The organism is Escherichia sp. KCJ4928 (assembly GCF_004352695.1).
In the GTDB taxonomy this organism is placed as follows: Bacteria; Pseudomonadota; Gammaproteobacteria; order Enterobacterales; family Enterobacteriaceae; genus ECMA0423.
This window is the reverse complement of the sequence record NZ_SJWV01000004.1, coordinates 1-12879: the sequence shown is the minus strand read 5'-3', so window position 1 is coordinate 12879 and position 12879 is coordinate 1. Positions and strand designations below refer to the sequence as shown.

8 protein-coding genes are annotated in these 12879 nt (G+C 53.1%); 2 read left to right on the top strand and 6 right to left on the bottom strand.

Annotation, left to right across the window (positions count from 1 at the left end):
* Nucleotides 1-84 precede the first annotated feature (84 nt).
* Nucleotides 85-1278 (top strand): ROK family protein, encoded by a 1194-nt coding sequence (locus E0D98_RS01255; protein WP_001298982.1) that lies wholly within the window; start codon nt 85-87, stop codon nt 1276-1278.
* Nucleotides 1279-1341: 63 nt separating this feature from the next.
* Here the strand turns inward: E0D98_RS01255 and glyA are convergent, their stop codons facing one another.
* Complete coding sequence (gene glyA / locus E0D98_RS01250; RefSeq protein WP_000919159.1) at nt 1342-2595, bottom strand: serine hydroxymethyltransferase; 1254 nt, start codon at nt 2593-2595, stop codon at nt 1342-1344.
* A 327-nt stretch (nt 2596-2922) separates the two neighbouring features.
* Here glyA and hmpA point away from each other — a divergent pair, with 327 nt between their 5' ends.
* Nucleotides 2923-4113 carry an NO-inducible flavohemoprotein gene (gene hmpA / locus E0D98_RS01245; protein WP_000883122.1) on the top strand — a complete coding sequence of 397 codons (1191 nt, stop codon included), beginning with the start codon at nt 2923-2925 and terminating at the stop codon, nt 4111-4113.
* A 44-nt stretch (nt 4114-4157) separates the two neighbouring features.
* On the opposite strand, the gene glnB is transcribed toward hmpA, so the two are convergent.
* The 5 genes from glnB to purL form a co-directional block, all read right to left on the bottom strand.
* The gene (gene glnB / locus E0D98_RS01240) at nt 4158-4496 is read right to left on the bottom strand and encodes a nitrogen regulatory protein P-II (RefSeq protein ID WP_000717694.1); all 339 of its coding nucleotides are present in this window, start codon (nt 4494-4496) and stop codon (nt 4158-4160) included.
* 60 nt (nt 4497-4556) lie between these two features.
* Complete coding sequence (gene glrR, locus E0D98_RS01235; RefSeq protein WP_001298983.1) at nt 4557-5891, bottom strand: two-component system response regulator GlrR; 1335 nt, start codon at nt 5889-5891, stop codon at nt 4557-4559.
* Nucleotides 5881-6594, bottom strand: coding sequence for a two-component system QseEF-associated lipoprotein QseG (gene qseG / locus E0D98_RS01230; RefSeq protein ID WP_001345753.1), 714 nt, complete (start codon nt 6592-6594; stop codon nt 5881-5883). Before qseG ends, glrR begins: the two co-directional genes overlap by 11 nt.
* Before the next feature lie 164 nt (nt 6595-6758).
* Complete coding sequence (gene qseE, locus E0D98_RS01225) at nt 6759-8186, bottom strand: two component system sensor histidine kinase QseE/GlrK (protein ID WP_001297612.1); 1428 nt, start codon at nt 8184-8186, stop codon at nt 6759-6761.
* A 557-nt stretch (nt 8187-8743) separates the two neighbouring features.
* Entirely contained in the window at nt 8744-12631 is a 3888-nt protein-coding gene (purL, locus tag E0D98_RS01220) for a phosphoribosylformylglycinamidine synthase (RefSeq protein ID WP_000970130.1), read from the bottom strand.
* Nucleotides 12632-12879: the final 248 nt, after the last annotated feature.

Sequence of the window (12879 nt, the reverse complement as noted above, 5' to 3'; positions counted from 1 at the left end):
AAAAGATTTGTGGCAGTGTATTGAACAATCTGGCAATGTTTTCGCGGAATAATCACGCAATTAACTAAACAAGGTTTAGTGAAGATGAGAGCCTGCATTAACAATCAACAGATTCGCCACCATAACAAATGCGTGATTCTGGAACTGCTGTACCGGCAAAAGCGCGCCAATAAATCAACGCTGGCCCGGCTGGCGCAAATTTCGATTCCGGCAGTCAGTAATATTTTGCAGGAACTGGAAAGCGAAAAACGGGTGGTGAATATTGACGATGAAAGCCAGACGCGCGGGCATAGTAGCGGTACATGGCTGATTGCGCCGGAAGGTGACTGGACGCTGTGCCTGAACGTAACGCCCACCAGTATTGAGTGTCAGGTTGCTAATGCTTGTTTAAGTCCGAAAGGTGAATTTGAGTATTTACAGATTGATGCACCGACGCCGCAGGCGCTGCTGTCCGAAATCGAAAAATGCTGGCATCGTCATCGCAAACTGTGGCCGGGCCGCACCATCAATCTGGCGCTGGCAATCCACGGGCAGGTTGATCCGGTGACCGGCGTATCGCAAACCATGCCGCAAGCGCCGTGGACAACGCCGGTTGAGGTGAAGTATCTGCTGGAAGAGAAGCTGGGCATTCGGGTGATGGTCGATAATGACTGCGTGATGCTGGCGCTGGCGGAGAAATGGCAAAATAATTCGCAGGAACGGGATTTCTGCGTGATCAACGTTGATTACGGCATTGGCTCGTCGTTCGTGATTAACGAGCAAATTTATCGCGGCAGTTTGTATGGTAGCGGACAGATTGGTCACACCATCGTTAATCCGGATGGCGTCGTCTGCGACTGTGGACGTTACGGCTGCCTGGAAACCGTCGCCTCGTTAAGTGCATTAAAAAAACAGGCGCGGGTATGGCTAAAATCACAACCGGTTAATACTCAGCTTGATCCTGAAAAACTGACAACCGCGCAGTTAATCGCTGCCTGGCAGAGTGGAGAACCGTGGATCACCAGCTGGGTTGATCGCTCTGCCAATGCCATTGGTTTGAGTCTGTATAACTTCCTCAACATCCTCAATATTAATCAGATTTGGTTGTACGGTCGCAGTTGTGCCTTTGGTGAGAACTGGCTTAATACTATTATTCGCCAGACAGGATTTAACCCGTTCGACCGCGACGAAGGACCGAGCGTGAAAGCGACGCAAATTGGCTTTGGGCAATTAAGCCGCGCACAACAGGTGCTGGGAATTGGCTATTTGTATGTTGAGGCGCAGTTACGACAGATTTGATGGCGCGATAACGTAGAAAGGCTTCCCGAAGGAAGCCTTTTTTCAACAGATTAACCGTTTCGCTTATGCGTAAACCGGGTAACGTGCGCAGATGTCGAGAACTTTACCTTTGATGCGCTCGATAACGGCTTCATCATTGATGCTGTCCAGCACGTCACACATCCAGCCAGCCAGTTCTTTCGCTTCTGCTTCTTTGAAGCCGCGACGCGTAATTGCCGGAGTACCCACGCGAATACCGGAGGTCACAAACGGGCTCTTCGGATCGTTCGGTACGCTGTTTTTGTTGACGGTGATGTTAGCACGGCCCAGAGCGGCGTCTGCTTCTTTACCGGTCAGGTTTTTATCGACCAGATCAACCAGGAACAGATGGTTATCAGTACCGCCGGAAACCACTTTGTAGCCGCGTTCCAGGAACACTTCTACCATCGCTTTAGCGTTTTTAGCGACCTGCTGCTGGTAAGTTTTGAACTCAGGCTCCATCGCTTCTTTCAGAGCAACCGCTTTACCGGCGATTACGTGCATCAACGGACCGCCCTGACCACCAGGGAAAACGGCAGAGTTCAGTTTTTTGTACAGCTCTTCGCTACCACCTTTCGCCAGGATCAGGCCGCCGCGCGGACCCGCCAGGGTTTTGTGAGTGGTGGTAGTAACAACGTGAGCATGAGGAACCGGGTTCGGGTAGACGCCAGCAGCAACCAGGCCCGCAACGTGCGCCATATCAACGAACAGGTAAGCACCGATGCTGTCAGCGATTTCACGCATTTTCGCCCAGTCCACCACGCCGGAATATGCAGAGAAACCACCGATAATCATTTTCGGCTTGTGTTCTTTGGCTTGTTTTTCCAGATCGGCGTAGTCGATATGACCGGTAGCATCGATACCGTAAGGAACGATGTTGTACAGTTTACCGGAGAAGTTAACCGGAGAACCGTGAGTCAGGTGACCGCCATGCGCCAGGTTCATACCCAGAACGGTATCACCTGGTTCCAGCAGCGCGGTGTAGACCGCAAAGTTAGCCTGGGAGCCGGAGTGCGGCTGGACGTTAGCGTAGTCAGCGCCGAACAGTTCTTTCGCACGATCGATCGCCAGTTGTTCAACGATATCAACATACTCGCAACCGCCGTAGTAGCGTTTGCCCGGATAACCTTCAGCATATTTGTTGGTCAGCTGAGAACCCTGCGCCTGCATTACGCGCGGGCTGGTGTAGTTTTCGGAGGCGATCAGTTCGATGTGCTCTTCCTGACGTACTTTTTCCTGCTCCATAGCCTGCCACAGTTCGGCATCATAATCGGCAATGTTCATTTCACGCTTTAACATCCGCATCTCCTGACTCAGCTAACAATAAAATTTTTGGCCTTTATAGGCGGTCCTGTTGGACAACGGCGAACAGTATAACCGAATCATTGTGCGATAACAGGTCTTGACAAAGGAATTTACGCAAACGATTACCTTCAGGCTACACAAGGCTTTGGAGAATAAAGAGCTTGCAACCGGAAACGGATTTCTTTTCAGGTTTGTGATGCAAATTTTTCACTTCATCACATTCTTTCTGAAAAACACCAAAGAACCATTTACATTGCAGGGCTATTTTTTATAAGATGCATTTGAGATACATCAATTAAGATGCAAAAAAAGGAAGACCATATGCTTGACGCTCAAACCATCGCTACAGTAAAAGCCACCATCCCTTTACTGGTGGAAACGGGGCCAAAGTTAACCGCCCATTTCTACGACCGTATGTTTACTCATAACCCAGAACTCAAAGAAATTTTTAACATGAGTAACCAGCGTAATGGCGATCAACGTGAAGCCCTGTTTAACGCTATTGCCGCCTACGCCAGTAATATTGAAAACCTGCCTGCGCTGCTGCCAGCGGTAGAAAAAATCGCGCAGAAGCACACCAGTTTCCAGATCAAACCGGAACAGTACAACATCGTCGGCGAACACCTGTTGGCGACGCTGGACGAAATGTTCAGCCCGGGCCAGGAAGTGCTGGACGCGTGGGGTAAAGCCTATGGTGTACTGGCTAATGTATTTATCAATCGCGAGGCGGAAATCTATAACGAAAACGCCAGCAAAGCCGGTGGTTGGGAAGGTACTCGCGATTTCCGCATTGTGGCTAAAACACCGCGCAGCGCGCTTATCACCAGCTTCGAACTGGAGCCGGTCGACGGTGGCGCAGTGGCAGAATACCGTCCGGGGCAATATCTCGGCGTCTGGCTGAAGCCGGAAGGTTTCCCGCATCAGGAAATTCGTCAGTACTCTTTGACTCGCAAACCGGATGGCAAAGGCTATCGTATTGCGGTGAAACGCGAAGAGGGTGGGCAGGTATCCAACTGGTTGCACAATCACGCCAATGTTGGCGATGTCGTGAAACTGGTCGCTCCGGCAGGTGATTTCTTTATGGCTGTCGCAGATGACACACCAGTGACGTTAATCTCTGCCGGTGTTGGTCAAACGCCAATGCTGGCAATGCTCGACACGCTGGCAAAAGCAGGCCACACAGCACAAGTGAACTGGTTCCATGCGGCAGAAAATGGCGATGTTCACGCCTTTGCTGATGAAGTTAAGGAACTGGGGCAGTCACTGCCGCGCTTTACCGCGCACACCTGGTATCGTCAGCCGAGCGAAGCCGATCGCGCTAAAGGTCAGTTTGATAGCGAAGGTCTGATGGATTTGAGCAAACTGGAAGGTGCGTTCAGCGATCCGACAATGCAGTTCTATCTCTGCGGCCCGGTTGGCTTCATGCAGTTTACCGCGAAACAGTTAGTGGATCTGGGCGTGAAGCAGGAAAACATTCATTACGAATGCTTTGGCCCGCATAAGGTGCTGTAATTTGATGTTGCCGGATGGAAACATCCGGCAACCCTTGACGCGGTTTAAATTGCCGCGTCGTCCTCTTCACCGGTACGGATGCGAATGACCCGTGCCACGTCGAAGACGAAGATTTTACCGTCACCGATTTTGCCGGTTTGCGCCGTGCGAATAATGGTATCAACACAGGTATCGACAATGTCGTCCGGTACGACAATCTCAATTTTCACTTTCGGCAGAAAATCCACCATATACTCCGCGCCGCGGTACAGCTCGGTATGGCCTTTCTGGCGGCCAAAACCTTTCACCTCAGTGACCGTCATGCCGGTAATGCCGACTTCAGCCAGTGCTTCGCGAACATCGTCCAGCTTGAAGGGTTTAATAATCGCATCAATCTTTTTCATGCTATTCCTTGAAAAGGTCGCCTGTCTTTTGATCTGCTAAACGTAACACATAACGCCAATTCATTCCTTGAAATCGTTTGCATCCAGCTCGTGTCGGGAAAGCAGTTTATAAAATTCTGTCCGGTTGCGCCCCGCCATTCTCGCCGCGTGTGTGACGTTGCCTTTGGTGATTTGCAGCAGCTTACGCAAATAGTTGAGTTCAAACTGATTACGTGCCTCAACAAAGGTTGGCAGCGCCGTATTTTCACCCTCCAGCGCCTGCTCTACTAATGCATCGCTAATAACCGGAGATGAGGTCAGCGCCACGCACTGTTCAATCACGTTGACCAACTGGCGCACATTACCCGGCCAGCTAGCGGTCATCAGGCGTTTCATCGCATCAGTGGAGAACGCGCGGACAAACGGTTTATGTCGCTCTGCCGCCTGGCGCAACAGGTGATTTGCCAGAAGCGGAATGTCTTCTGTGCGCTCTGCCAGAGCCGGAATTTTCAGGCTGACAACGTTGAGGCGGTAATAGAGGTCTTCACGGAATTCCCCGCGCGCCATCGCTTTTGGCAGGTCGCGGTGAGTGGCGGAAATAATCCGCACGTCGATATCAATATCGCGGTTACTGCCCAGCGGGCGCACTTTACGCTCCTGCAACACGCGCAGCAGTTTGACCTGCAACGGTGCGGGCATATCGCCAATCTCATCGAGAAATAGCGTACCGCCTTCCGCCGCCTGGAATAAACCTTCGCGATTGCTGACAGCGCCAGTAAACGCGCCACGCGCATGACCAAACAGCTCCGACTCCAGCAATTGCTCGGGCAATGCGCCACAGTTAATAGCAATAAATGGTTTGCTATTGCGCGGGCTGGCGTTGTGGATAGCCTGGGCGAAAATCTCTTTCCCGGTGCCGCTCTGGCCGTTAATCAAAACGCTAACGTCTGATTGCGCCACCAGCCGCGCCTGTTCCAGCAAACGCAGCATCAGCGGGCTGCGGGTGACAATCGCCTCGCGCCAGCGTTCATCGGTGGCTGGCGCGGATTGTTCCAGCGCATCGTCAATTGCCTGATATAGCGCATCTTTATCGACAGGCTTGGTGAGGAAACTGAACACGCCCTGCTGTGTTGCAGCAACGGCATCGGGAATAGAACCATGCGCGGTAAGAATAATTACTGGCATTCCCGGCTGCACTTTCTGAATTTCAGCAAACAGCTGCATACCGTCCATTTCATCCATCCGCAGGTCGCTGATGACTAAATCTACTTTTTCGCGATTCAGTACCCGTAATCCTTCAGCGCCACTTTCCGCCGTGACCACGCTGTAGCCTTCGCTGGTCAGGCGCAGGCCAAGCAGTTTCAGCAATCCCGGATCGTCATCGACCAATAATAAATGCGCAGGTTTATGGCTCATCAGGAGTGACCTCATGGGTGGATGGCGCGGGCTTTTCACCCTCGTGCGGCGTATCCGGCGAGAAATTTCCAGCCGGTTTGCGGGTCGAGAGCTGGCGTTCAATATCAGTCAGGTTTTCCAGCTTGCGGGTGGTGAGTTCCAGTTGCTGCTGTAGAACGTGATGTTGCTGGCGCAATGTATCCAGCTCGCTGTCGCTGGCCTGCTGGAGCTTGCCGTAGCGTTGGCGCTCTTCCGCCAGTTGCAGTTGCAGCGCCTGACCGTCGCGCCAGAGTTGATACAGAGGGCGAACCTGTGCCGGGATCTCGGTACTTAGCGCATCAATGCGCGCGACCAGCTGGCGGCGCTCATACGGCGTAATTTTGGCGTCGGCGAGCAAAATCCCTTGTTTAAAGGTATTTTGCCAGCTGCCGTCGTCATATTGGCGAGCTTGCTGACGTGACTGCGCAGGCATTAAACGATCAGCACAATCCATCGCCCGCAGCCAGTAAAGCGGATTGGTTTCGGTTGATTTACCTTGCAGCGCCCAGATGTCGCTACATTCAGTAGAAAGATAGTCAGCCAGTTGATAAACCGGAATTTTTTCTTCTGCTGGCGTATCAATGGCTGGCTTATTGTGACTCTGCACGCAACCCAGCAATGCCAGACATGGCAGCCCTGCCAGCCACAGCCGTCGGGGCATTAATCGTTGAAAAATGTGTCGCATATTCACCAGACTTAATGCCTATCCCAGTGGGCGTAATTATTGCAGGCAGTTTGGACATGGACAGCGCGGAGAAACCGGAGCGTACACGTCGTACGTGAGGATTTCGAGCACTGCCCGGGGCCGAACTGGCAAATAAAATAGCCTGATGGGATAGGCTGTTAGCATTATTTCGTGTTTTTCGACGACGGCAATTCAATGCGGAAACAAACGTCTTGCCCGCTCTCGTCGACCAGATACAGTTCCCCTTGCATACGGCGAATACAATCCCTGGCAATGCTTAATCCCAGACCGCTGCCCTTCACCGCCCCTTTTCGCTGGTGGCTTCCTTGAAAAAAGGGTTCGAAGATCATGGCGCGTTCCTCTTGCGGAATGGGTGTGCCTGTATTGATGACATCAATATAAACCCGTGCACCATGTAAGCTGCTGCGAAGGCAAATGTTACCGGATTCAGCCCCGTAGTGCACCGCATTGGAGTAAAGATTATCCAGTACGCTCATCAGCAGCATTGGCTCCGCCAGGCAAGCTGTTGCTTTGAGATCGACGTCGGTATGCATCATTTTAGCCCGTGCGGGCAGGCTATGAGCAGAAACTACTGTCTCCACCAGCGGTGCTAACTCAACATTCTCCAGTTCCACCGCACTGTCCGCCTGTTTACGGTTGTAATCAAGCAGTTGTTCGATCAGTTTTTGCAAATTGCGGCTGCTGCTATCAAGAATGCTCACCACCTCTTTTTGCTCTGGCGTAAGCGGCCCGACAACCTGGTCAGCCAGTAATTCAGTGCCCTCGCGCATACTCGCCAGTGGCGTTTTTAATTCATGAGATAAATGTCTTAAAAATTGATGGCGTTGGGATTCCAGCCATGACAGGCGCTCACTTAACCAAAGAATACGTTGCCCAACCGAGCGTAACTCGCTCGGTCCACTGAACGAAACGCTATTGCCCAGAGAACGCCCTTCCCCCAGACGGTTGATCATGCGCTCGATATTTTTCACCGGCCCGATAATCATCCGCGTGAAAAGTAGCACCATCACCAGACTCACCAGAAATAGCACCAGCGATTGCCAACCAAAATATTGCCCACGTTCGGCGATTTCACGCTGAAGTTGCTGCCCACGAGAGAACACCACTGTGCGCGTGGCCTGCACCATTTCGGTATTGGCACTGGCAAAGGCTTCAAGACGCGCGGCGGCGGCAGCATCGGGACCACTGTTGTTACACTGAAGTTGGGCCAGATTGTTCAAATCCTGACGCAATGCCTGGTAAAGTTTATCGTCTGGCAGTACGCCTGCGTGGGCATCGAGCATTTCGCTGTAACGCTTGCGCTGGCTTTGATAAACCTTCGCAAGCGTAGGGTCGTCCAGCACGCAATACTGACGGTAGCTACGCTCCATCTCCAGCGCCGCGTTGGTCATCGCTTCACTGCGCCGGGCGTCAATAAGCGTGGTGCGGTTAACCAGCGCCGCCTGATCGCTAAGCGCATTCAGGCTTTGCCAGGCTTGCCATGCCAGCACCAACAAGGGCAGCAGAATTAGCAAAAATGCCAGCATTACCAGTTGTCGTAATGAGCGGGGAAAAACGGGCCAGCGTTTCAAGGTGTTACTCTCGTCAGACGCGAATAGCCTGATGCTAACCGAGGGGAAGTTCAGATACAACAAAGCCGGGAATTACCCGGCTTTGTTATGGAATAAGGCGGTGCCTAACTCGACGTTTCGCCCGATGGTTGATATAGCTACGCTGATATCAGAAGTTGGACGGCAGGCACCTTGTTGTGCGTCATTCGAATTTTATGTAGCACGTCCCGAAGGGGCTGACATAAGTCGGTGAATGAGCCACTGCTTACTATTATGCAGTAACTGTGCCAATAAAGAAAATAGTTTGGTAACGTACTGATTATACGTTGCTTTGAGGGATTTATGGCTTCTTCGCTATTTGAATGTAAATCAGCCACTGTGTCGCTAAAAAGAGACAACTTAAGATAAACTTATTAGATTACAATAAAATCAATCATTTAAGTGTCGCCAGAAAGCGACACGGTAAACCACCCATTGTCGTGATTTACAGACACAAAAAAGCTCCCGGAGTTGGGAGCTTATGATAGTGGTTGGTGCTTAATGCCGCATCCGGGCTGCAAAACCAATGAACTGATGAATTACCCCAACTGCTTACGCGCATTGCGGAAAATGCGCATCCATGGGCCATCCTCGCCCCAGTTTTCCGGATGCCAGGAGTTGCTGACAGTACGGAAAACACGTTCCGGGTGCGGCATCATAATGGTGACTCGACCACTTTCAGTCGTGACTGCCGTAATACCGTTCGGTGAACCGTTCGGGTTAGCCGGGTAGGTTTCAGTGACTTTGCCGAAGTTATCGACATAGCGCAGTGCCACCAGCACTTTGCTTTCCAGTGCCGCCAGATGCGCCGCATCACGCACTTCCACGCGCCCTTCACCATGAGAGACAGCAATCGGCATTTGCGAGCCCACCATCCCCTGCAACAGCAGAGACGGGCTTTGGGTTACTTCAACCAGGCTGAAACGCGCTTCAAAGCGATCGGAGGTATTGCGCACAAAACGTGGCCACAACTCACTACCTGGGATCAGTTCACGCAGATTAGACATCATCTGGCAACCGTTACATACCCCCAGCGCCAGCGTTTGCGGACGGTGGAAGAAGGTTGCAAACTCATCGCGTACACGGTCATTGAACAGGATTGACTTCGCCCAACCTTCACCGGCACCCAGCACATCACCGTAGGAGAAACCACCGCACGCGACCAGGGCGTGGAAATCTTCCAGGCCCGTGCGTCCGGTCAGCAGGTCACTCATATGCACGTCGATAGCATCAAAGCCTGCACGGTGGAAAGCTGCCGCCATTTCAACATGCGAGTTCACGCCCTGCTCACGCAGCACAGCAACTTTCGGACGTGCGCCAGTGGCAATATACGGTGCTGCCACATCTTCGTTGATATCGAACGACAGTTTTACATTCAGGCCAGGATCGGCATCGTTAGATTTCGCCTGATGCTCCTGATCGGCACACTCCGGGTTGTCACGCAGGCGCTGCATCTGCCAGGTAGTTTCTGCCCACCAGACACGCAACGTAGTGCGGCTTTCGCTGAATACAGTCTGCCCGTTGGCGGTAATCACAAAACGGTCACCGGAAACCGCCTGCCCAACATAATGGACACAATCAGCAAGCCCATGCTGTGCCAGTACGGACTCGACCGCTTCACGGTCAGCGGCACGAACCTGAATCACCGCACCCAGTTCTTCGTTAAACAACGCCGCCAGGCGATCGTCACCCAGAGTGGCGATATCCGCGTCAATGCCACAATGACCAGCAAAGGCCATTTCCGCCAGCGTTACCAGCAGACCGCCATCAGAGCGGTCGTGATACGCCAGCAGCTTACGCTGTGCAACCAGCGCCTGAATCGCGTCATAGAAGCCTTTCAGTTGCGCGACGTCGCGTACATCTGCCGGTTTGTCGCCAAGCTGACGATAAACCTGCGCCAGCGCCGTTGCGCCCAGCGCGTTATTGCCTTTGCCCAAATCAATCAGCAGCAGTGCGTTATCTTCGGTAGAAAGCTGCGGCGTGATGGTGTGACGTACATCTTCCACGCGGGCAAATGCGGAAATCACCAGCGACAGCGGCGACGTCATTTCGCGCTCTTCGTTACCTTCCTGCCAGCGGGTTTTCATCGACATAGAGTCTTTACCCACCGGGATCGTAAGACCCAGCGCCGGACAAAGCTCTTCACCCACGGCTTTAACGGCTTCATACAGGCCCGCATCTTCACCAGGGTGGCCTGCCGCCGCCATCCAGTTGGCGGAAAGTTTAATGCGTTTGATATCACCAATCTGTGTTGCGGCAATATTGGTTAACGCTTCACCGACCGCCAGACGGGCAGAGGCGGCGAAATCCAGCAGCGCAACCGGCGCACGCTCGCCAATCGCCATCGCTTCACCGTAGTAGCTGTCGAGGCTGGCGGTAGTGACCGCGCAGTTAGCGACCGGCACCTGCCACGGCCCCACCATCTGATCGCGCGCCACCATGCCGGTTACGCTGCGGTCACCGATGGTCACCAGGAAAGTTTTCTCCGCCACGGTCGGCAGATGCAGTACGCGTTTCACCGCGTCTGCAATGGTGATCCCTTCACGGACCAGCGCATCGCCCTTCGCTTTCAGCGTTTGTACATCGCGGGTCATCTTCGGCGTTTTACCAAGCAGGACGTCCAGCGGCAGATCGATCGGCTGATTATCAAAATGACGATCGTGCAGAGAAAGATGCAGTTCTTCGGTCGCTTCACCAATCACCGCGTAGGGCGCGCGTTCACGCTTACACAGTTCGTCAAACAGCGGTAACTGATCGGCAGCAACCGCCAGCACGTAGCGTTCCTGGGATTCGTTACACCAGATTTCCAGCGGGCTCATGCCCGGTTCGTCGTTCAGAATATCGCGCAGTTCGAATTTACCGCCGCGTCCGCCGTCGCTCACCAGTTCCGGCATCGCGTTAGAAAGACCGCCTGCGCCGACGTCGTGGATAAACAGAATTGGGTTAGCATCACCAAGCTGCCAGCAACGGTCGATCACTTCCTGGCAGCGACGCTCCATCTCCGGGTTGTCGCGCTGAACAGAAGCAAAGTCGAGGTCGGCATCAGACTGACCAGACGCCATAGAAGACGCCGCGCCGCCGCCAAGACCGATGTTCATCGCCGGGCCGCCGAGAACGACCAGTTTCGCACCAACGTTGATCTCGCCTTTTTGTACGTGATCGGCACGAATGTTGCCGATCCCGCCCGCCAGCATGATCGGTTTGTGATAACCGCGCAGCTCTTCGCCGTTGTGGCTGTTCACTTTTTCTTCATAAGTACGGAAGTAGCCGTTCAGTGCCGGACGACCAAATTCGTTGTTAAACGCCGCACCGCCCAGCGGGCCTTCGGTCATGATGTCCAGCGCGGTGACAATGCGCTCAGGCTTACCGAAATCTTCTTCCCACGGCTGTTCGAAGCCAGGAATTCGCAGGTTGGAAACGGAGAAACCAACCAAACCCGCTTTCGGCTTCGCGCCGCGCCCGGTGGCACCTTCATCGCGGATTTCACCGCCGGAACCGGTCGCCGCGCCCGGCCACGGAGAAATCGCCGTCGGGTGGTTGTGAGTTTCGACTTTCATCAGAATATGCGCCGGTTCCTGATGGAAATCGTAGCGGCCCGTTTCGTGGTCAGCAAAGTAGCGGCCCACTTCAGAACCTTCCATTACGGCGGCGTTATCTTTATAAGCAGAGAGAACGTGATCTGGCGTGGTTTCGAAAGTATTTTTGATCATCCTGAACAGCGATTTCGGCTGTTGTTCACCGTCGATAATCCAGTCGGCGTTAAAAATTTTGTGGCGGCAGTGCTCAGAGTTCGCCTGAGCGAACATATACAGCTCGATGTCGTTCGGGTTACGACCAAGCTTTGTGAAAGCATCCTGCAGATAGTCAATTTCATCTTCCGCCAGAGCCAGGCCAAGACGCAGGTTAGCGTCGATCAGCGCCTGACGGCCCTGCCCCAGCAAATCAACGCTTGTGACCGGAGTCGGTTGATGGTGGGCAAACAACTGCTCTGCATCATCTAAATCAAAAAAGACCGTTTCCATCATGCGGTCGTGCAGTTCAGCGGTAACCTGCTGCCATTGTTCATTGGTCAGCGTACCGGCTTCTATATAGTAAGCAACGCCGCGCTCAAGGCGGTTTACCTGTTGTAGCCCGCAGTTATGGGCAATATCGGTCGCTTTCGAAGACCAGGGAGAGATGGTGCCAGGACGCGGGGTCACCAGCAGGAGTTTGCCTTGCGGGGCGTGGCTGGCGAGTGCCGGACCATATTTCAGCAGGCGTTCAAGTTGTGCGTGCTCATCATCGTTTAACGGCGCATTGAGGTCAGCAAAATGGACATACTCGGCGTAAATATTGTGAACCGGGAGCCTGGCAGCCTGAAAACGTGCCAGCAGTTTGTTGATTCGGAATGCCGACAGTGCAGGCGAACCACGCAGAATTTCCATCATAAGTCTCTCGTCTTCTAAGCTTTCGGTGTACCCAAGGGGGGGAAACGGGCGTCATTATAAAGAATCTGATGCGCTGACGAAACCGTTTGCGTGGAAATAAAATCACCATCGTGAATTAGCAACGCGTGCCGCCAATGGCTGTAATAAGTTGCCATCTGGCGCAGGTTTACGCAAAATGCCGCTCATTTATGAGTAAACCTTTCACTATTATTACGTTTTTTCAAGCTGGGACGCGCACGACACAGAGA

What these genes read in the sequence shown, in the direction of transcription:
- E0D98_RS01255 (WP_001298982.1), top strand. Translation starts at nt 85, where the DNA reads ATGAGAGCCTGCATTAACAATCAACAGATTCGCCACCATAACAAATGC.
- glyA (WP_000919159.1), bottom strand. Translation starts at nt 2,595, where the DNA reads ATGTTAAAGCGTGAAATGAACATTGCCGATTATGATGCCGAACTGTGG.
- hmpA (WP_000883122.1), top strand. Translation starts at nt 2,923, where the DNA reads ATGCTTGACGCTCAAACCATCGCTACAGTAAAAGCCACCATCCCTTTA.
- glnB (WP_000717694.1), bottom strand. Translation starts at nt 4,496, where the DNA reads ATGAAAAAGATTGATGCGATTATTAAACCCTTCAAGCTGGACGATGTT.
- glrR (WP_001298983.1), bottom strand. Translation starts at nt 5,891, where the DNA reads ATGAGCCATAAACCTGCGCATTTATTATTGGTCGATGACGATCCGGGA.
- qseG (WP_001345753.1), bottom strand. Translation starts at nt 6,594, where the DNA reads ATGCGACACATTTTTCAACGATTAATGCCCCGACGGCTGTGGCTGGCA.
- purL (WP_000970130.1), bottom strand. Translation starts at nt 12,631, where the DNA reads ATGATGGAAATTCTGCGTGGTTCGCCTGCACTGTCGGCATTCCGAATC.